The sequence below is a fragment of the Reyranella sp. genome, from assembly GCF_017305915.1.
Taxonomy (GTDB): domain Bacteria; phylum Pseudomonadota; class Alphaproteobacteria; order Reyranellales; family Reyranellaceae; genus Reyranella.
The window spans coordinates 180,284-199,440 of record NZ_JAFKJN010000013.1; the positions used below are offsets into that span (position 1 = coordinate 180,284).

A 19,157-nucleotide genomic window follows, 5' to 3' on the forward strand; every position below is an offset into this window, starting at 1 on the left:
CTTGGGAGGCAAGGGTAATTTCGCGGTGACGGCGTATTGGTGTGCGCCTGGCTGCGAAACCGAAAATCACATGGCAACTCCTGCTCCATCCACAGCTGCGCCCTTGCTAAGCGTTCAAGACGTCTCGGTGCGCTTCGGCGGTATCGTCGCGCTCGACGGCGTCACCTTCGATGTCTTCCCCGGCCAGATCGCCGGGTTGATCGGCCCCAACGGCGCCGGTAAGACGACGCTCTTCAACTGCCTGAGCCGCCTCTACACGCCCAACAGCGGCGACGTGCTGTTCGAGGGCCAGTCGATCCTCGGCCGGCCGCGTCACGACATCCCGCACATCGGCATCGGCCGCACGTTCCAGAACGTGGCGCTGTTCGACAGGATGTCGGTTCTCGACAACGTCAAGGTCGGCTGCCACAGCCGCAGCAGCACCAGCTTCTTCGACAATGCCATCCGCCTGCGCAAGGTCGAGCAGGAGGAGCGCCGCATCGCCGAGCGCGCCGAGGAGCTGATCGCCTTCATGGACCTGGTGCCGTTCACCGCGGCGCTGGCCGGTCCGCTGCCGTTCCCGATCCGCAAGCGCGTCGAGCTCGCCCGCGCGCTCGCCTCCAGCCCCAAGCTGCTGCTGCTCGACGAGCCGGCGGCCGGCCTGAACCACGAAGAGATCGAGACCCTGAAGGGCCAGATCCGCCGCGTGCGCGACACCCAGCACGTGACCGTGCTGCTGGTCGAGCATCACATGAGCCTGGTGATGTCGGTGTCGGACAAGGTCGTCGCGATCGACTTCGGCAAGAAGATCGCCGACGGCACGCCGGCACAAGTCCAGCGCGATCCCGAGGTGATCCGCGCCTACCTGGGAACCTCGTGATGCCGTCGCTTCTGGAAGTGAAAGGACTGAAGGCCTATTACGGGCAGACCCAGGCGCTCTACGACGTCGGTTTCGACCTGGCCGATGGCGGCATCACCACGCTGCTGGGCGCCAACGGCGCCGGCAAGACGACGACGCTGCGCGCGATCTGCAACATGGTCCGCACCGACGGCCTGATCCGCTACGGCGGCAAGGACCTCAAGGGCATGGCGACCGAGGAGATCGTGCGTTTGCGCATCGCCCACGTGCCCGAAGGCCGCGGCACCTTCACCACGCTGACCGTCGACGAGAACCTGCGCATCGCCGCCTACACCAACAGGGACAAGACCGTCGTCGCGGCCGAGCGCGAGCGCGTATTCGGCTACTTCCCGCGGCTCAAGGAGCGCGTGCAGCAGCAGGCCGGCACGCTGTCGGGCGGCGAGCAGCAGATGCTGGCGATCGCCCGCGCGCTGATGCTGAAGCCGCGCCTGATGCTGCTCGACGAGCCGTCGTTCGGCCTCGCCCCGCTGATCGTGGTCGAGATCTTCAAGATCCTGCGCCGCATCAACGAGGAGGAGAAGGTCAGCATCCTGCTGGTCGAGCAGAACGCCGCGCTGGCGCTCGACCTCGCCACCCACGCCTACGTGCTGGAGACCGGCCGGGTCGTGATGTCGGGCCCGTCGGCAGTCGTGAAGAACGACGAGAACGTGCGCAAGTCGTACTTGGGCTATTGAGATCGGGGCTACTGAGGCAGATATGGAACAGTTTCTCCAGCAGCTCGCATCCGGCCTCGCCAACGGCGCGATCTACGCCTGCGTCGCCCTCGCGCTAGTCATGATCTACGTCTCGACCGATCATCTGAACTTCGCCCAGGGCGAGATGGCGATGTTCTCGACCTACATCAGCTGGCAGCTCATGACCTGGGGCCTGAGCTTCTGGGTCGCCTTCATCCTGGCGGTGGCGTTCTCCTTCGTGCTGGGCGTGCTGATCGAGAGGGTCATCTTGCGACCGTTGCACAACGCGCCGGTATTGTCGGTCGTCGTGGTGTTCATCGGCCTGCTGGCGATCTGCAACTCCGTCGCCGGCGCAATCTGGAGCTACCTGATCAAGGAGTATCCGTCGCCCTTTCCGAAATCGAGCTTCGGCATCGCCGGCGTCATCGGCCCGCATCAGCTCGGCGTCGTGCTGGTCACCCTGATCGTGCTGACCCTGCTGTTCGCGTTCTTCCGCTTCACGCCGCTCGGCCTCGCCATGCGGGCGGCGGCGCAGAACCCGCAGATGGCGCGGCTGGTCGGCGTCCGCGTCGACTGGATGCTGGCGCTGGGCTGGGGGCTGGCCGCCGCGGTCGGCGCGGTCGCGGGCATCATGGTCGCGCACATCGTCTACCTCGATCCCAACATGATGGGCGGCATCCTGCTCTACGCCTTCGCCAGCGCCCTGGTCGGCGGCATCGGCAACCCCGGCGGGGCGGTGGTCGGCGGCTTCATCGTCGGCGTGCTCGAGAACATGGTCGCCTACGCCGGCAACCAGATCGAGAAGGCGACCGGCGTCTACATCATCGGCAACGGCGAGAAGCTCACCGTCGCGCTGATCATCGTCATCTTCGTGCTGACGGTGAAGCCGGCCGGCCTGTTCGGCCGCGTCATCGTGAAGAGGGTGTGACATGCCGGCATTCCCCAAGAAGTGGCTGATCGTCCTGCTGGTGCTGGGAGTCGTCGTTCCGCTGCTGCAGCCGGTGCTGCCCAACCTGGTCTCGGATTATCGGCTGTTCCTGGTCAGCACGATGATGATCGCGGCGATCGCGGTGCTCGGGCTCAACCTCCTGACCGGCTTCAACGGCCAGATCTCGCTGGGCCACGGCGCGTTCTACGCGGTCGGCGCCTACATCGCGGCGATCCTGATGGATCAGGCGAACTTCCCATACTGGGCGACGCTGCCGTTCGCGGCGGTGCTCTGCTTCATCGTCGGCTACCTGTTCGGCCTGCCGGCGCTGAAGCTCGAGGGCCATTACCTCGCGCTCGCCACCTTCGCGCTGGCGCTCGCGGTGCCGCAGATCCTGAAATACAAGTGGCTCGAGGGCCTGACCGGCGGCGTGCAGGGCATCGTGCTCAACAAGCCCGAGGTCCCGTTCGGCCTGCCGCTCAGCGAAGACCAGTGGCTCTACTACTACTGCTTCATCGTCATGGTGTTCCTGTACTGGGCGGCCAGCAACATCCTGAAGAGCCGCAGCGGCCGGGCGATGATGGCGATCCGCGACTACCATATCGCCGCCGACACGATGGGCATCGACACCGCGCTCTACAAGACGGTGACCTTCGGCATCAGCGCCGCCTACACCGGCATCGCCGGCGCCCTGTCGGCCTCGGCGATCGCCTTCGTGGCGCCCGACAGCTTCAATTTCTTCCTGTCGATCAAGTTCCTGATCGGCCTGGTGGTGGGCGGCGTCGGCTCGCTGGCCGGCTCGCTGATCGGCGGCGTCTTCTACGTCCTGGTCGACAACTCGGCCCAGGCGCTGTCGACCTTCGTGAAGAACGACCTCGGCCTGCAGTTTGACTTGTCGGCCTATACGGTGTTCGGCATCCTGCTGATCGTCCTGATGTACCTGATGCCGATGGGCATTGCCGGTGGCGTCTACGCGCTGATCCGCAGCTTCCGCCGCGCCGCGCCGGTCAGCCCCGAGCGCAGCGCGCCGGCCGCGACCCGCAAGCCCGCCCAGGCCGGCGAGAGCCACTGAGTTTCGTCCGTTCGATCGCGTTCGAGTGAGGGTAGTCCATGGTGTGACCTCGTACAGGGAGGCTGAACATGAATAAGACCAGCAGGCGTACCTTCGTGGCCGGCGTATCGGCTGCAGCGTTGCTCACGGGTAGAAGCGTAGCGTTCGCGCAAAAGAAGTACGACGACGGGGCGAGTGACACCGAGATCAAGATCGGTCACACCAACCCCTACAGCGGTCCGGCCTCCGCCTACGGCGTCATCGGCAAGACCATCCAGGCCTATTGGAAGAGCGTCAACGAGGCTGGCGGCATCAACGGCCGCAAGGTCAACTTCATCACCTACGACGACGGCTACAGCCCGCCCAAGACGGTCGAGCTGGTGCGCCAGCTGGTCGAGCAGGACAAGGTGCTGTGCACCTTCAACACGCTCGGCACGCCGACCAACACAGCGATCCACAAATACATGAACCAGAAGAAGGTGCCGATGCTGTTCGTCGCCACCGGTGCGTCCAAGTGGGGCAAGCCCAAGGAGTTCCCGTGGACGATGGGCTACCAGCCCGACTACCACACCGAGGCGGTGATCTACGCCAAGCACCTGCTGGCCAACGTCAAGGACGCCAAGATCGCCGTGCTGATGCAGAACGACGACTACGGCAAGGACTACTGGGAGGGCTTCAAGGAAGGCCTCGGCAAGGAAGGCAACCGCGTCGTCAAGCACGTCTCCTACGAGGTGACCGACCCGACGGTCGACAGCCAGGTGATCCAGCTCAAGGATTCCGGCGCCAACGTCTTCTTCAACATCGCCACGCCCAAGTTCGCCGCCCAGGCGATGCGCAAGGCGGGCGACATCGGCTGGAAGCCGGTCATCTACCTCAACAACGTGTCGTCGAGCGTCGCCTCGACGATGAAGCCGGCAGGCTTCGACAACGTGCAGGGCGTCATCACCGCCCAGTACCTGATGGACCCCACCGACAAGCAGTGGGCGGATCATCCCGACATGAAGATGTGGACGGAGTGGATGAAGAAGTCCAACCCCGGCGCCAGCCTGGACGACGCGTCGAACGTCTTCGCCTACTCGGTCTCGTTCCTGATGCATGAGACGCTGAAGAAGTGCGGCGACAACCTCACGCGCGAGAACCTGATGAAGCAGGCGGCCAACCACCAGAAGCTCAAGGTGCCGCTGCTGCTGCCGGGCATCACGGTCAACACCAGCCCGACCGACTACTACCCGGTCCAGGCGGTGCAGCTGTCGCGTTTCAAGGGTGAGACCTGGGAGCTGTTCGGAGACGTTATGCACGCGGAGAGCACCTGACCGTGAAGACCACCAGACGCACTTTCGTGGGGGGCGGCGCGGCCGCCCTCCTGGCCGCTCCGGCGGTCGCCCCAAACCCGGCGGTCGCGCAGAAGAAGTACGACGACGGCGCCTCCGACACCGAGATCAAGATCGGCAACACCAACCCGTACAGCGGCCCGGCCTCCGCCTATGCCGCGATCGGCAAGACCATCGACGCCTACTTCAAGAGCGTGAACGAGGCGGGCGGCGTCAACGGCCGCAAGATCAGGTTCATCTCGCTCGACGACGGCTACGTGCCGCCCAAGACCGTCGAGCTGGTCCGCCAGATGGTCGAGAACGACAAGATCTTCGCGCTGTTCCAGTCGCTCGGCACGCCGTGCAACTCGGCGATCCACAAGTACATGAACACCAAGAAGGTGCCGCAGCTCTACGTCGCGACCGGCGCCTCGAAGTGGGGCGACCCGCAGCACTTCCCGTGGACCATGGGCTTCCAGCCCGATTACCACACCGAAGCGATCATCTACGCCAAGCACGCCCTGGCCAACGTCAAGGATCCCAGGATCGGCGTGCTCCACCAGAACGACGACTACGGCCGCGACTACCTCGACGGCCTGAAGAAGGGGCTGGGCAAGGACGTCGACAAGATCGCCAGGATCGTCACCTTCGAGGCGACCGATCCGACGGTCGACAGCCAGATCATCCAGCTCAAGGATTCCGGCGCCAACATCTTTATGAACTTCTCCGGCCCGAAGGCGGCGGCGCAGGGCATCCGCAAGGCGGCCGATCTCGCCTGGAAGCCGGCGCACTACCTCAACAACGTCTCGGTCTCGGTGGCCGCGGTGATGAAGCCGGCGGGGTTCGACAACGCCCAGGGCATCATCACGGCGTCGTATCTGATGGACGCCACCGACAAGCAGTGGGCCGACAACGAGGAGATGAAGACCTGGTCGGCCTGGATCGACAAGCATATGCCGGGCGCCAACAAGGCCGACGCCAACCACGTCTACGGCTACGCGGTCAGCTACCTGATGACCGAGACGCTCAAGCGCTGCGGCGACGACCTCACGCGTGCCAACCTGATGAAGCAGGCGGCGGGCTTCCAGAAGTTCCGGGTGCCGTTGCTGCTGCCCGGTATCCTGATCAATACCAGCCCGACCGACTTCTATCCCATCCAGGCGGTGCAGCTGCAGCGTTTCAAGGGCGAGACCTGGGAGCTGTTCGGCGAGATCATGCACGCCGAGAGCAGCTAGCCTGCCGCATCTCGAAACGAGCAATCCATACAACCAGAGCGGGCCGCCGGATCTCCGGCGGCCTTCTCATTTGTGTCTTTCCACGGCGGCGTTTTCGGGAGACAACTTCACGCCAATTTCATGGGAGGTGACACCAGTGCAAACGAGTAGGCGTGGTTTTATCGGCGGCGTGTCGGCCGCCGCGTTGTTGTCGGGCTCGGTCGCGTATGCGCAAAAGAAGTACGACAACGGGGCCAGCGACACCGAGATCAAGCTCGGCCATGCCGGGCCCTATAGCGGTCCCGCTTCGGCCTATGGCGTGATCGGCAAGGGCATCGAGGCCTATTGGAAGAGCGTCAACGACGCCGGCGGCATCAACGGCCGCAAGGTCAACTTCATCACCTACGACGATGGCTACAACCCCGCCAAGTGCGTCGAGGTCGTGCGCCAGCTGGTCGAGCAGGACAAGGTGCTGTGCTGCTTCAACACGCTTGGCACGCCGTCGAACACGGCGATCCAGAAGTACATGAACACCAAGAAGGTGCCGCAGCTCTACGTCGCCACCGGCGCGTCGAAGTGGGGCAAGCCCAAGGAGTTCCCGTGGACGATGGGCTACCAGCCCGACTACCACACCGAGGGCGTGATCTACGCCAAGCATATCCTGGCCAACATCAAGGAGGCCAAGGTCGGCATCCTGATGCAGAACGACGACTTCGGTAAGGACTACCTCGAGGGCTTCAAGGAAGGCCTCGGCAAGGACAACCAGAAGCTGATCGTCAAGCTGTCGACCTACGAGGTCACCGACCCGACGGTCGAGAGCCAGATCATCCAGCTCAAGGACTCCGGCGCCAACGTCTTCTTCAACATCGCGACGCCGAAGTTCGCCGCCCAGGCGATCCGCAAGGCGGCCGAGATCGACTGGAAGCCGGCGCAGTACATGACCAACGTCTCGGCCTCGGTCGCCGCCGTGCTCAAGCCGGCCGGCTTCGAGAACGCCCAGGGCATCATCACCGCCGCGTACCTCAAGGATCCCACCGACAAGAAGTGGGACAACGACGAGGAGATGAAGACCTGGCGCGCCTGGATGGACAAGTGGATGCCGGGCGCCAACAAGGGCGACGCCAACTACGTCTACGCCTACTCGGTGGCGTTCCTGATGCACCAGACGCTGAAGAACTGCGGCAGCGAGCTGACCCACGCCAACGTCATGAAGCAGGCCGCGAGCTTCAACAAGCTGCGCGTGCCGCTGCTGCTGCCGGGCATCACCGTCAGCACCAGCGCCACCGACTTCTATCCGATCCAGTCGGTCCAGCTCGAGCGCTTCAAGGGCGAGAGCTGGGAGCTGTTCGGCGAGATCATGTCGGCCGAGAGCGCCTGATCTCCGGTTGCAGTCGTGGAGAAAAAGAAGGCCGCCGGGCAACCGGCGGCCTTTTCTCTTGCTGCATGCGAGGTTTGGCCTACGCTTCTTCCGCCAAACGACAAAAACGGAGGAAGCGTTGAACACGAACAGGCGTGGTTTTTTGGGTGGTGTATCGGCGGCGGCGCTGGTGGCGTCGTCGGGCGCGGTGGCGCAGAAGAAGTACGACGAGGGCGCGAGCGATGCCGAGATCAGGATCGGCCATTGCTGCCCCTATAGCGGGCCGGCCTCGGCCTACGGCGTGATCGGCAAGCTGCACCAGGCGTTCTGGAAGGCGGTCAACGACGCCGGCGGCATCAACGGCCGCAAGGTCAACTTCATCACGCTCGACGACGGCTACTCGCCGCCCAAGACGGTCGAGGTGGTGCGCCAGCTGGTCGAGCAGGAGAAGGTGCTGCTGCTCTACCAGACGCTCGGCACGCCGACCAACACGGCGATCCACAAGTATGTCAACCAGAAGAAGGTCCCGCATCTCTACATCTCGACCGGCGCGTCGAAGTGGGGCGATCCCAAGCACTTCCCGTGGACCATGGGCTTCCAGCCCGACTACCACACCGAGGGCGCGATCTATGCCAAGCACCTGCTGGCGAACAACAAGGATGCCAAGGTCGGCATCCTGATGCAGAACGACGACTACGGTAAGGACTATGTCGAGGGCTTCAAGGAGGGCATGGGCAAGGAGGGGAGCCGCATCGTCAAGCACGTCACCTACGAGATCACCGACCCGACGGTCGACAGCCAGGTCATCCAGCTCAAGGACTCCGGCGCCAACGTCTTCTTCAACGTGTCGACGCCGAAGTTCGCCGCCCAGGCGATCCGCAAGGCCGCCGACATCGGCTGGAAGCCGACGCAGTATCTCAACAACGTCTCCGCCTCGGTCGCCTCGGTGATCAAGCCGGCGGGCTTCGAGGCAAGCCAGGGCATCCTGACCGCGGCGTACCTCAAGGATCCCACCGACAAGCAGTGGGACGAATCGCCGGACATGAAGACCTGGCGGGCGTGGATGGACAAGAACATGGCGGGCGCCAACCAGGCGGACGCGAACTACGTGTTCGCCTACTGCGTCTCGACGCTGATGCTCGAGACGCTGAAGCGCTGCGGCGACACGCTGACCCGCGAGAACGTCATGAGGCAGGCCGCAGGCTTCAAGAAGCTCGAGCTGCCGCTGGTGCTGCCCGGCATCACCATCAATACCAGCCCGACCGACTACTATCCGATCCAGGCGGTCCAGCTCGCCCGCTTCAAGGCCGAGAGCTGGGAGCTGTTCGGCGATGTCATGCACGCCGAGAGCAGCTGAGCGGCTTGCGAAGAGAAGAGGGAAAGGCCGCCGCGAGGCGGCCTTTCTCGTTCAGCGGTCCTGGCGAGCCCGGTCGACCGGCTGGCGGCGCAGCGCCTGCCGGCATTCGGCGGCGTTGATCTTGCCGTCCTTGTCGGCGTCGCAGCGCATGAAGTTGCGGTCGGCCTGCGCCATGAACTCGGCCTTGCTGACGAAGCCATCGCGGTCGCGGTCGAGGCGGCGGAAGAAGGCTTCCTGGCGCTCGGCCTGGCGGTCGTTGCGGGTGTGGGCGGTGAGCTCTTCCTTGCTGAGCTTGCCGTCGTTGTTGGTGTCGAGCTGGCGGAAGCGGGCCTCCTGGCCGGCGTCCCATTCGCCGCGGTCGACGAAGCCGTCCTTGTTGGTATCGTAGCGCATCACGCCGGAGTTCGACGGGCGCGCGGGCCGCTGGGTGTCGGTGTCCGGACCGGGCGCGGCGAAGGCCGGGCCGGCGGCGAGCATGAACAGGATCAACGGCAGGTATTTGATCGTCATTGGTAGCTTACCTTAAGGTTGTATCAGGTCCAGGAAAAACACGCTCCGGTTCCCTTAACTGCCGGTCTAAGCGCCGATATAGTCGTCGGCGGGCCGGAATTGTGGCCGTGTTGAGGTTTTGTTCTCATGTCCTATGACTACGACTTGTTCGTGATCGGCGCCGGGTCGGGCGGCGTGCGCGCCTCGCGCGTCGCCGCGGGCTACGGCGCACGGGTCGGCATCTGCGAGGACTACCGGGTCGGCGGCACCTGCGTGATCCGCGGCTGCGTGCCGAAGAAGCTGCTGGTCTACGGCTCCAAGTACGCGCACGAGTTCGAGGACTCCGCGGCCTATGGCTGGACGGTCGGAGAGCCCGCGCATTCCTGGGCCACCCTGCGCGACACTGTCGGCAAGGAGGTCGACCGGCTGAACGGCGTCTATATCCGCCTGCTCGAGGGCAGCGGTGTGAAGATCCACATGGGTCGCGGCCGATTGATGGACCGCCACACCATCGAGGTCGCCGGCGAGACCGTCATGGCGGAGAAGATCCTGATCTGCACCGGCGGCCGGCCCGAAATGCCGCCGATCCCGGGCCATGAGTTCGCCATCACGTCCAACGAGGCGTTCCATCTGCCCGATCCGCTGCCCAAGCGGATCACCATCGTCGGCGGCGGCTATATCGCGGTCGAGTTCGCCGGCATCTTCAACGGGCTGGGCTGCGAAACCGAGCTCGTGATCCGCCGCGATCGCGTGCTGCGCGGCTTCGATGAGGAGTGCCGTACCTTCGTGCACGAGTCGCTGAAGGCGAGCGGCATCCGGATACGCACCGAGACCGAGATCCAGCGCATCTGCCGGACCAAGGACGGCAAAGCGTTCGAGTGCCAAACGCCGCTCGGCGGCATGTTCGAGACCGATCTCGTGATGTATGCCACCGGCCGCGTGCCCAACACGCACGGCATCGGCCTGGAAAAGGCCGGGGTGCAGCTCGACAAGGCGGGCGCCGTCGCGGTCGACGAATGGTCGAAGACCACCGTCGACAACATCTGGGCGGTCGGCGACGTCACCGACCGCATCGCGCTCACGCCGGTGGCGCTGATGGAGGGCCACTGCTTCGCCGACACCGAGTTCGGCAACAAGCCGCGCAAGGCCGACCATCGCAGCGTGCCGTCGGCGGTGTTCTGCCAGCCCGAGATGGCCAATGTCGGCCTGACCGAGGAGGAGGCGCGCATGACGCTGGGCGAGCTGCGCGTCTACAGCTCGGCGTTCACGCCGATGAAGTACACGCTCACCAGCCGCAAGCAGCGCACCTTCATGAAACTGATCGTCGAGGCCGCGACCGACCGCGTGGTCGGCTGCCACATGGTGGGCGACGATGCGGCCGAGTTGATCCAGGGCCTGGCGGTCGCCGTGAAGGCGGGCGCCACCAAGGCCCAGTTCGACGCCACCGTGGGCATCCACCCCACGGCGGGTGAGGAATTCGTCACCATGCGGACCGCCCGGCCGGAGCCGACGGCCAAGAAGGCGGCTGCGGAATGACGGGCCGCTGTCATCCCGAGCGCAGCGAGGGATCCTTCTGGGCCAGGAAAGATCCCTCGCTGCGCTCGGGACGACAGTGAACTGGCCTTTTATCCACAGCGCGTATAGGTTCACGGCCCCCGGAGGAGGAGTGAGATGACCGCAATCCAAGGCCCGTCGCGCGCGGCCAACAAGGCGCAATCGCGCAGTGCGAGCGCGGCCGACTGGTCGCTGACGAGCTGGCGCGGCAAACCCGCGCAGCAGATGCCGGTCTATCCCGACGCCCAGGCCGTTGCCGGCGCCGAGGCGCGGCTGCGCCGCTATCCGCCGCTGGTCTTCGCAGGCGAGGCGCGCAAGCTCAAGGGGGCGCTGGCCAAGGTCGCCAACGGCGAGGCCTTCCTGCTGCAGGGCGGCGACTGCGCCGAGAGCTTCCAGGACTTCACCGCCAACAACATCCGCGACACCTTCCGCGTGCTGCTGCAGATGGCCGTCGTGCTGACCTACGGCGCCGGCGTGCCGGTGGTGAAGGTCGGCCGCATGGCCGGCCAGTTCGCCAAGCCGCGTTCCTCGAATGTCGAGAAGGTCGGCGGCGTCGAGCTGCCGTCCTATCGCGGCGACAACGTCAACGGCTTCGAGTTCACACCCGAGGCGCGCATTCCCGATCCCGAGCGCATGGTGCAGGCCTACAACCAGTCGGCCGCGACGCTCAACCTGCTGCGCGCCTTCGCCCAGGGCGGCTATGCCGACCTGCACGAGGTCAACCGCTGGAACCTCGATTTCGTCCGCACCTCGCCGGCCTCGGCCAAGTACGAGGACCTCGCCGCGCGCCTCGACGAGACGCTGAACTTCATGGCCGCCTGCGGGCTGACCTCGGCGACCACGCCGCAGATCGCCGAGACCGACTTCTTCACCAGCCACGAGGCGCTGCTGCTGCAGTACGAGGAGGCGCTGACCCGCGTCGATTCGACCTCGGGCGACTGGTACGACTGCTCGGCGCATATGCTGTGGATCGGCGACCGCACCCGCCAGCCCGACGGCGCGCATGTCGAGTTCCTGCGCGGCGTGCGCAATCCGCTCGGCTTCAAGTGCGGCCCGTCGCTGTCGACCGACGACACGCTGAAGCTGATCGACCTGCTCAACCCGTCGAACGAGCCCGGCCGCATCGTCATGATCGTGCGGATGGGCGCCGACAAGGTGGCCGAGAAGCTGCCGCCACTGGTCCGCGCGGTGAAGCGCTCCGGTAAGTCGGTGGTATGGTCGTGCGATCCGATGCACGGCAACACCGAAACGGCGTCGAACGGCAGGAAGACGCGCCACTTCGACAACATCCTGAACGAGGTCAAGGCGTTCTTCGCCGTGCACCGCGCCGAGGGCACGCATCCCGGCGGCGTCCATTTCGAGATGACCGGCCAGGAAGTCACCGAGTGCATCGGCGGCTCGACCGAGATCACCGTCGACAAGCTCAACGAACGCTACGAGACGCAGTGCGACCCACGTCTCAACGCCAGCCAGGCGCTGGAGCTGGCCTTCCTGCTCGCCGAGCAGCTCAAGGCCGAGCGCCTGTCGGTCCAGCGGGCGCGCCCGGCCGCGTAACGGCCAAGGAAGAGGGCGCGCGCGAGGGCAGGGGAACCCATGACGCATCCAGAAAACGGTGAAATCGAACGCTTCACCGATCACTACTTCAATCGCACCAAGCGGGTGATCGGAAAGTTCGGCGACTGCCAGGTGACCTACGCCATCTTCATGCGCCGGCCGGTGGTGTTCGCGCCGCGGCTCGCCCTGGAATGGCTCGAGGAAACCGGCCGCGAGCGCAACACCAAGGTCGCGGTCGACCAGCGCTACATCGAGGGCAAGTGGGTCGGCGCCGGCGAGCCGATGATGTACATCACCGGCTCCTTCTTCCATCTCGTCGACCTCGAGACGATCTTCCTGCAGAAGCTCGGGCCGGCCTGCGTTGCCGCCTACAACGCCTGGACGATGTGCGCCGACATGCCCAAGACCGCCTTCCTGGCGATGGACGCGCGCCACTGCGCCGGCCAGGAGATGGCCGAGATGATGGCCTATGCCGCGTCGGTCGGCTCGGCGCGGGCCAAGCGCAAGGTCGGCGCGGTCGGCTTCATCGGCAACGCCACGCACGCGACGGCGCACTTCTTCGGCCGCGAGCAGGGGCTCGGCACGATGCCGCACGCCCTGATCGGCTATGCCGGCTCGACGGTGCGCGCCGCCGAGATGTTCTACGACACCTTCCCCGGCGATCCGATGACCGTGCTGGTCGACTACTTCGCCAAGGAAGTTTCCGATTCGCTCGAGGTCTGCCGGCGGTTTCCCGATCTCGCGGCAAAGGGCATGCTGTCCTTCCGCCTCGACACCACGGGCGGCCGCTATGTCGAGGGGCTCGACCCCGCGACGTCCTATGCGGTGCTGGAGCGCTATTCGCCCGAATCGATCCGCGGCTATCGCAGCGAGGAGGAGCTGCGCTATCTCGTCGGCACGGGCGTGTCGGCAGCGGCGATCTTCCATCTGCGCCATGAGCTCGACCGCGCCGGCTTCGACAAGACCAAGATCGTCGCCTCGTCGGGCTTCGGTCCGGCCAAGTGCCGCGTCATGGCCGAGGCCAAGGCACCGATCGACGTCGTCGGTACGGGCTCGTTCCTGCCGTCGAACTGGACCGAGACCTACGCCACCGCCGACATCGTCGAATACGAGGGCGTGAAGCGAGTCAAGGTCGGCCGCGAGTTCCTGCACCGCAGCCGTCCGAACGGCGCCGCGGCGCCTCTCTAAGAGGAGACCGTCATGCTGAAGCTCTACTACGCGCCCGGCGCGTGCTCGACCGCGTCGCATATCGGCCTCGAGGAAAGCGGCGCCGACTACGAAAGCCAGGCCCTGGCCTTCGCCAGGAACGAGCAGAAGACGCCGGAATACCTCAAGATCAACCCACGCGGCCGCGTGCCGGCGCTGGTGATCGACGAGGGTACGATCGTCGAGAACACCGCGATCCTCGACTTCGTCGCAGCTAAGTATGCGCCGCGCCTGATGCCGTCAGACCCGGTGCAGCGGGCGCGGGCGATCTCGCTGATGGCCTGGTTCTCCAACAACGTGCACCCGTCCTTCACCCACATCAGCCGGCCCGAGCGCTTCGCCACCGATTCAGCGGTGTTCGACCATCTCAAGGCGACCGGGCGCAACAACTTCCACACCGCGCTCAAGGAGATCGACGGCATCATCGGCGACAAGCCGTGGATCCTCGGCGACGAGTTCAGCGTGGTCGACGGCTATGCGCTGGTGTTCTACGGCTGGGGCAAGCGCATCGGCCTGCCGGTCGAGGAGCTCGAGCACTACACCGCATGGAAGGACCGCATGCTGGCGCGGCCGGCAGTGCGGCGCGTGCTGGAGCGCGAGCAGAACGTCCTGGTCGCGGCCTAGGCGACGTAATTGCGATAGAGCGAGCCGAGCTCTTGGCTTTCCTGCGGCGTGATCTCGCCGTCGAGCACGCGCGCTTCCCAGCCGCGCAGCGCGCGCTTGACCTCGATCGGCGTGCGCGGGGAGAGCAGCACCATGAAGAACTGCTCGTGCGGCGACAGTTCGCGCTGCTCGCGGCGATAGCCGAACGGCCCGGAACCGGCGATGCGCGGCCGGATCTCGGCCTGCAGGACGTCGTTCCAGCCGAGCCCGGCGTCACGCAGCAGGCTGGTCGCGAGCTTGGCGGCCGCCAGAGCTTGGTGGGCTTCGGCGCTACCGAGGGTTTCGAGGGCTTTGACGAGGGCGGCGCGGTCGAAGGTCGACATGAACCAACGTATAAGGAAGTGGCTTTAACTTCCCACAAGATATAGCGTTTTCGACAGGCGAGCAACCCCATGCGTTCGGCTTTCCCCATCTATCTCGCGGGCCTCGGCAGCTGGTTCGTGCCGCTCGGCATCCAGATGGTGCTGTTCTCCTGGCTGGCCGCGATCGTGCTGCACATGGATGTCTTCGCCGTCGGCATCGCCCAGGTGGCGATGATGGCGCCGGGCATCCTGTTCCTGCCGCTGGGCGGGCTGGTCGCCGATCGCGGCAACGCGCGTCGGCTGCTGCTGCTCTACCACTTCCTCTACGCCGTGCCGCCGCTGGTGCTGGCGGGCGTGCTGATGAGGGGCGGTCTCAGCTATCCGCTGCTGATCGCCTATGGCCTGGCGGCGGGCTCGATCGGCGCCTTCGCGGTGCCGACCCGCGACGCGCTGCTGCCGTTCGTGGCCAAGGGCAACCTGCCGCGTGCGGTGGCGCTGGCGACCGCGCTGCAGTTCCTGGGCCAGCTGGTCGGCATCGCCTGCGCCTCGCAGGCCGATCGGCTGGGCGCGACGCCGCTGCTCGTCACCCACGCCGCGCTGGTGTCGCTGGGCGCGATCGCGGTCTGGATGTTGCCCGATCCGCCGGTGCATGCGCCGGCCCGGCACTCGGGCTTCTGGCGCAGCATCGCCGACGGTGTCGCCGAGGCGGCGCGCTCGGAGCAGATGTGGCCGGTGCTGCTGATCAATTTCGGCATCGGCATCTTCTATGTCGGCCCATTCATGGCCGTGCTGCCGCTGATCGTGCGCGACGTCTATCACGGCAAGGCCGCGGAGCTCGCCTACGTGAACCTCGCCTTCTGGGCCGGCACGATCGTCGCCGCCTTCGCCTTCGCGGGGTTCGCGCGCCACCTGACCAAGCGCGGCCGGCTGGTGGTGTCGGCAGTCTCGGTCGGTTCGGCGATCCTGTTCTGCATGGCGCTGCAGCCGCCGTTCTGGGTGCTGAACGCGCTCTGCTTCGTGTGGGGGCTGGGCGCCGGCATCACCATGACGCAGGGCCGGACGATCCTGCAGATCGTGGCCCCGCCGACCCATCGCGCCCGGGTGATGTCGCTGTTCCAGCTTGGCCTGGGCGGCGGCGGCCCGATCGGCGCGCTGCTGGCCGGCACGCTCGCATCCGTCCTGGGATTGCAGCTCGCGCTGGTGATCCCGGCGTTGGCGATGGCGGTGCTGATCGGCTTCGTGCTGACCTTCTCCGACATCTGGACGATGCGGACGGTCGAGAAACCGGCCTGATTTATTCCGCGGCGGCGCGGCTGCCGAGGCCGAGCGTCTGCCAGACGTCCTGCAGGGCCGCGACCAGCCGGGTCATGTCGTCGTCCGAATGCAGCGGCGTCGGGGTCAGCCGCAGTCGCTCGGTGCCGCGCGGCACGGTCGGATAGTTGATCGGCTGGACGTAGATCGAATGGCGTTCCATCAGCAGGTCGCTGGCCTGCTTGCACAGCGCCGCGTCGCCCACCGACACCGGCACGATGTGCGTGGTCGAGGGCATCACCGGCAGGCCGGCCGCCGCCAGCCGGCGCTTCAGCGTCGCTGCGCGCTCCTGGTGGCGGGTGCGCAGCTCGGGATGGCTGCGAACGTGGCGGATGCTCGCCAGGGCGCCGGCCGCGATCGCGGGCGGCATCGAGGTCGAGAAGATGAAGCCCGAGCCGCAGGAGCGCACGAAGTCCACCGTGGCGGCCGTCGAGGCGATGTAGCCGCCGACCACGCCGAACGCCTTGGCCAGGGTGCCCTGCACGATGTCGACCCTGTCGAGCACGCCGTCGCGCTCGGCCACGCCGCCGCCGCCCGCGCCGTACATGCCGACGGCATGGACCTCGTCGAGATAGGTGAGGGCGCCGTAGCGGTGCGCCAAGTCGCACAGCGCGCCGATCGGCGAGACGTCGCCGTCCATCGAGTAGACCGATTCGAACGCCACGATCTTGGGCGTCGCCGGATCGGAAGCGGCGAGCAGATGCTCGAGATGCTCGAGGTCGTTGTGGCGGAAGATGTGCCGCTTGGCGCCCGAGTGCCGGATGCCGGCGATCATCGAGGCGTGATTGAAGGCGTCGGAATAGAGCTCGCAGCCCGGCAGCAGGGCGCCCAGGGTCTGCAGCGTCGTCTCGTTGGCGACGTATCCCGAGGTGAAGATTAGCGCGGCGTCCTTGGCATGCAGCGAGGCGAGCTCGCGCTCGAGCGCAACGTGCAGGGTGTTGGTACCGGAGATGTTGCGGGTGCCGCCGGCGCCGCAGCCCTGGGCGCCGACGGCGGCCTGCATGGCCTCGAGCACCACCGGATGCTGGCCCATGGCGAGGTAGTCGTTGCTGCACCAGACGGTGACGTCGCGCACCGTGCCCTGGTTGTGATAGCGCGCACGCGGGAACGCGCCGGCGATGCGCTCCAGCTCCGCGAACACGCGGTAGCGGCCCTCATCGTGCAGGCGCTGCAGATGGCCGGCGAAGAATGCCTGATAATCCATTCCTGACCCGTCTCTCCTCGCCGAAAATACTCGGCCCGCCCGCGGAGTTCTCGACCTTTTTGGTCGCGGCTTGACGACACGATCCCATGTTGGGGATTGCGAATCATTCGCAACTATTGGCCCAGTGACTGATGTCGTTGATATCAGGGGGCGCCGGGAAGTGGGAAGAATCGCCTGAAATGCAAGCAGGACGCCGTTTTACACTTCCCGCGATGGTGGGAAATCGGTGGGAAGTCGCTGGGAAACGCGAGTCTAGACGACCAGGGCGCCGATCAGCGCCGCGCTGAGGAAGAGGGAGACCGTGAGCAGGGGCAGGGCACCGAGCAGGCGGGTTTGCGCCGGCAGGCCCTCCCAGTAGCGCAGGGTCGTCAGACCGGCGGCCAACGCGAACAGGGCGCCGAAGAACCACAGCGCGAAGGCGATCGGCATCGCGACCGTCACGCCTTCGCCCTGGATGTCCGGGATGCCCATGCCGACGAACGCCGGGAGGACGGACGACATGAAGAAAGCGACCGCCCAGATCGCCCGGTTGCGGATCCGCTGATTGGTGCCGAGCGGCGGAGTCCAGCCGGGACGACCCCCTCGAGCCGGTGAGGGGGCGTCCGCCATGTCAACCCTTGAACTTGCCTTCCGCCGTGAGCTCCGCCATCGCCGCGTCGAGCGCCTGGCGCAGCCGGCCGAACAGGTCGTCGAGCTCCTGCTCGTTGATGATCAGCGGCGGGCAGATGGCGATGCGGTCGCCCATGTTGCGGATGAAGAGGCCGCGCGCGACCGCCTGGTTGTAGACCTTGAGCCCGGCGCCGTCGGCGACGAGGTCGAAGGCCTGCTTGGTCTTCTTGTCCTTCACCACCTCGAGCGCGCCGAACATGCCGATGCCCATCGCCTCGCCGACCAGCGGATGATCGGCGAACGACTTAATATGCTTCTGGAAGATCGGGCTCAGCCGCTTGGCGTGGCCGAACAGGTCGATTTCCTCGTAGACCTTCTGCGCCTCGAGCGCGACCGCGGCGGCGACCGGATGGCCCGAGTAGGTGAAGCCATGGCCCCAGGTGCCGATCTTCTCGCTCTCGATCGACAGCGCCTGATAGACCTTGTCGGAGATCATCACCGCCGAGATCGGCAGGAACGACGCCGACAGCGCCTTGGCGCAGGTCAGGATGTCCGGCTTGATGTTGAGCGTCTGGCAGCCCCAGACGTTGCCGGTGCGCCCGAAGCCGCAGATCACCTCGTCGGCGATGAACAGCATGTCGTACTTGGCGAGCACCGCCTGGATCTTCTCGTAGTAGCCCTTGGGCGGCACGATGACGCCGCCCGCGCCCATCACCGGCTCGGCGATCATGGCCGCGCACTGCTCGGCGCCGCCTTCCTTGACGATGAGCTGCTCGAGCTCCTCGGCGCAGCGGGTCGCGAACTGCTCCTCGGTCTCGCCGTCCTTGCCGAAGCGGTAGAAGTGCGGGCAGCTGGTGTGGATGATGTTGGCGATCGGCAGGTCGAACGAGCGATGGTTGACCGGCAGGCCGGTCAGGCTGCCCGAGGCGACGGTGATGCCGTGATAGCCCTTGATGCGGCTGATGATCTTCTTCTTCTGCGGCCGGCCCAGCGCGTTGTTCATGTACCACACCATCTTGACGACGGTGTCGTTGGCCTCGGAGCCGGAGTTGGCGAAGAACACCTTCGACGCCTCGAACGGCGCCATCTCCTTCAGCTTCTCGGCGAGGTTGATCGCCGGCTCGTGGCTGCGCTGGTTGAAGGCATGGTAGAAAGGCAGCTGCTTCATCTGCTCGTAGGCGACGGTCGCCAGCCGCTCGTTGCTGAAGCCCAGCGCCGCCGACCACAGGCCGGCCATGCCCTCGATGTACTCTTTGCCGTCGTCATCCATGACGTAGATGCCGCGGCCGCGCACGATGGTCAGCGGACCGGTCTGCTCGTGCTTCTTGAAGTTGGTGTAAGGATGCAGGTGGTGCGCGATATCGCGCGCCGCGTTGGAATTGCCGCGGAAGCTGCGTGACACGTCATTCATGGACCGCACCCCTTATAGGAAACGCATAGGGGGCGCACGATAGGAGCCCGCCCGGAGCCTGTCCA

At 65.9% G+C, this 19,157-nt stretch carries 18 protein-coding genes; 13 read left to right on the forward strand and 5 right to left on the reverse strand.

From position 1 onward, the window contains the following. Positions 1–70: 70 nt before the first annotated feature. From J0J01_RS12280 to J0J01_RS12315, 8 genes are all read left to right on the forward strand, one after another. Complete coding sequence (locus tag J0J01_RS12280) at positions 71–859, forward strand: ABC transporter ATP-binding protein (RefSeq protein WP_296380916.1); 789 nt, start codon at positions 71–73, stop codon at positions 857–859. Beyond that, positions 859–1,572 carry an ABC transporter ATP-binding protein gene (locus tag J0J01_RS12285; protein WP_296380917.1) on the forward strand — a complete coding sequence of 238 codons (714 nt, stop codon included), beginning with the start codon at positions 859–861 and terminating at the stop codon, positions 1,570–1,572. The genes J0J01_RS12280 and J0J01_RS12285 overlap by 1 nt, the downstream gene beginning before the upstream one ends. A gap of 22 nt (positions 1,573–1,594) precedes the next feature. Then, the gene (locus tag J0J01_RS12290) at positions 1,595–2,500 is read left to right on the forward strand and encodes a branched-chain amino acid ABC transporter permease (RefSeq protein WP_296380919.1); all 906 of its coding nucleotides are present in this window, start codon (positions 1,595–1,597) and stop codon (positions 2,498–2,500) included. Position 2,501: 1 nt separating this feature from the next. Next, on the forward strand, positions 2,502–3,572 hold the full coding sequence (locus J0J01_RS12295; RefSeq protein WP_296380921.1) for a branched-chain amino acid ABC transporter permease: 1,071 nt from the start codon (positions 2,502–2,504) through the stop codon (positions 3,570–3,572). 68 nt (positions 3,573–3,640) lie between these two features. Then, positions 3,641–4,864, forward strand: a complete 1,224-nt coding sequence (locus J0J01_RS12300; RefSeq protein WP_296380924.1) for an ABC transporter substrate-binding protein — start codon at positions 3,641–3,643, stop codon at positions 4,862–4,864. A 2-nt stretch (positions 4,865–4,866) separates the two neighbouring features. Beyond that, positions 4,867–6,096 carry an ABC transporter substrate-binding protein gene (locus J0J01_RS12305; RefSeq protein WP_296380925.1) on the forward strand — a complete coding sequence of 410 codons (1,230 nt, stop codon included), beginning with the start codon at positions 4,867–4,869 and terminating at the stop codon, positions 6,094–6,096. A gap of 136 nt (positions 6,097–6,232) precedes the next feature. Next, the gene (locus J0J01_RS12310; RefSeq protein ID WP_296380927.1) at positions 6,233–7,453 is read left to right on the forward strand and encodes an ABC transporter substrate-binding protein; all 1,221 of its coding nucleotides are present in this window, start codon (positions 6,233–6,235) and stop codon (positions 7,451–7,453) included. A 118-nt stretch (positions 7,454–7,571) separates the two neighbouring features. Further along, positions 7,572–8,789 (forward strand): ABC transporter substrate-binding protein, encoded by a 1,218-nt coding sequence (locus J0J01_RS12315; RefSeq protein WP_296380929.1) that lies wholly within the window; start codon positions 7,572–7,574, stop codon positions 8,787–8,789. A gap of 51 nt (positions 8,790–8,840) precedes the next feature. Here the strand turns inward: J0J01_RS12315 and J0J01_RS12320 are convergent, their stop codons facing one another. After that, complete coding sequence (locus J0J01_RS12320) at positions 8,841–9,299, reverse strand: EF-hand domain-containing protein (protein ID WP_296380930.1); 459 nt, start codon at positions 9,297–9,299, stop codon at positions 8,841–8,843. A gap of 126 nt (positions 9,300–9,425) precedes the next feature. On the opposite strand from J0J01_RS12320, the gene gor reads away from it, so the two are divergent. The 4 genes from gor to J0J01_RS12340 all read left to right on the forward strand — a co-directional run bounded on the left by gor (position 9,426) and on the right by J0J01_RS12340 (position 14,216). Continuing rightward, the gene (gene gor, locus J0J01_RS12325) at positions 9,426–10,814 is read left to right on the forward strand and encodes a glutathione-disulfide reductase (protein ID WP_296380932.1); all 1,389 of its coding nucleotides are present in this window, start codon (positions 9,426–9,428) and stop codon (positions 10,812–10,814) included. 135 nt (positions 10,815–10,949) lie between these two features. Continuing rightward, positions 10,950–12,386, forward strand: coding sequence for a class II 3-deoxy-7-phosphoheptulonate synthase (locus J0J01_RS12330; protein WP_296380934.1), 1,437 nt, complete (start codon positions 10,950–10,952; stop codon positions 12,384–12,386). Between the two features lie 39 nt (positions 12,387–12,425). Continuing rightward, complete coding sequence (locus tag J0J01_RS12335) at positions 12,426–13,574, forward strand: hypothetical protein (protein ID WP_296380937.1); 1,149 nt, start codon at positions 12,426–12,428, stop codon at positions 13,572–13,574. Positions 13,575–13,586: 12 nt separating this feature from the next. Continuing rightward, positions 13,587–14,216, forward strand: a complete 630-nt coding sequence (locus tag J0J01_RS12340; RefSeq protein ID WP_296380939.1) for a glutathione S-transferase N-terminal domain-containing protein — start codon at positions 13,587–13,589, stop codon at positions 14,214–14,216. Here J0J01_RS12340 and J0J01_RS12345 read toward each other — a convergent pair. Further along, complete coding sequence (locus tag J0J01_RS12345) at positions 14,213–14,578, reverse strand: hypothetical protein (protein ID WP_296380941.1); 366 nt, start codon at positions 14,576–14,578, stop codon at positions 14,213–14,215. The two genes, J0J01_RS12340 and J0J01_RS12345, sit on opposite strands and share 4 nt — an antisense overlap. A gap of 69 nt (positions 14,579–14,647) precedes the next feature. On the opposite strand from J0J01_RS12345, the gene J0J01_RS12350 reads away from it, so the two are divergent. Beyond that, entirely contained in the window at positions 14,648–15,850 is a 1,203-nt protein-coding gene (locus J0J01_RS12350) for an MFS transporter (RefSeq protein ID WP_296380943.1), read from the forward strand. 1 nt (position 15,851) lies between these two features. On the opposite strand, the gene hemA is transcribed toward J0J01_RS12350, so the two are convergent. The 3 genes from hemA to J0J01_RS12365 all read right to left on the reverse strand — a co-directional run bounded on the left by hemA (position 15,852) and on the right by J0J01_RS12365 (position 19,092). After that, on the reverse strand, positions 15,852–17,072 hold the full coding sequence (gene hemA, locus J0J01_RS12355) for a 5-aminolevulinate synthase (RefSeq protein WP_296380944.1): 1,221 nt from the start codon (positions 17,070–17,072) through the stop codon (positions 15,852–15,854). 252 nt (positions 17,073–17,324) lie between these two features. Beyond that, positions 17,325–17,573, reverse strand: coding sequence for a hypothetical protein (locus J0J01_RS12360; RefSeq protein WP_296380947.1), 249 nt, complete (start codon positions 17,571–17,573; stop codon positions 17,325–17,327). 109 nt (positions 17,574–17,682) lie between these two features. Then, the gene (locus tag J0J01_RS12365) at positions 17,683–19,092 is read right to left on the reverse strand and encodes an aspartate aminotransferase family protein (protein ID WP_296380950.1); all 1,410 of its coding nucleotides are present in this window, start codon (positions 19,090–19,092) and stop codon (positions 17,683–17,685) included. Between the last annotated feature and the right edge of the window lie 65 nt (positions 19,093–19,157).

Coding starts and splice junctions, on each gene's coding strand:
- hemA (WP_296380944.1), bottom strand. CDS start 17,072: ATGGATTATCAGGCATTCTTCGCCGGCCATCTGCAGCGCCTGCACGAT.
- J0J01_RS12345 (WP_296380941.1), bottom strand. CDS start 14,578: ATGTCGACCTTCGACCGCGCCGCCCTCGTCAAAGCCCTCGAAACCCTC.
- J0J01_RS12290 (WP_296380919.1), top strand. CDS start 1,595: ATGGAACAGTTTCTCCAGCAGCTCGCATCCGGCCTCGCCAACGGCGCG.
- J0J01_RS12360 (WP_296380947.1), bottom strand. CDS start 17,573: ATGTCGTCCGTCCTCCCGGCGTTCGTCGGCATGGGCATCCCGGACATC.
- J0J01_RS12295 (WP_296380921.1), top strand. CDS start 2,502: ATGCCGGCATTCCCCAAGAAGTGGCTGATCGTCCTGCTGGTGCTGGGA.
- J0J01_RS12320 (WP_296380930.1), bottom strand. CDS start 9,299: ATGACGATCAAATACCTGCCGTTGATCCTGTTCATGCTCGCCGCCGGC.
- J0J01_RS12330 (WP_296380934.1), top strand. CDS start 10,950: ATGACCGCAATCCAAGGCCCGTCGCGCGCGGCCAACAAGGCGCAATCG.
- J0J01_RS12300 (WP_296380924.1), top strand. CDS start 3,641: ATGAATAAGACCAGCAGGCGTACCTTCGTGGCCGGCGTATCGGCTGCA.
- gor (WP_296380932.1), top strand. CDS start 9,426: ATGTCCTATGACTACGACTTGTTCGTGATCGGCGCCGGGTCGGGCGGC.
- J0J01_RS12340 (WP_296380939.1), top strand. CDS start 13,587: ATGCTGAAGCTCTACTACGCGCCCGGCGCGTGCTCGACCGCGTCGCAT.
- J0J01_RS12365 (WP_296380950.1), bottom strand. CDS start 19,092: ATGAATGACGTGTCACGCAGCTTCCGCGGCAATTCCAACGCGGCGCGC.
- J0J01_RS12280 (WP_296380916.1), top strand. CDS start 71: ATGGCAACTCCTGCTCCATCCACAGCTGCGCCCTTGCTAAGCGTTCAA.
- J0J01_RS12335 (WP_296380937.1), top strand. CDS start 12,426: ATGACGCATCCAGAAAACGGTGAAATCGAACGCTTCACCGATCACTAC.
- J0J01_RS12350 (WP_296380943.1), top strand. CDS start 14,648: ATGCGTTCGGCTTTCCCCATCTATCTCGCGGGCCTCGGCAGCTGGTTC.
- J0J01_RS12285 (WP_296380917.1), top strand. CDS start 859: ATGCCGTCGCTTCTGGAAGTGAAAGGACTGAAGGCCTATTACGGGCAG.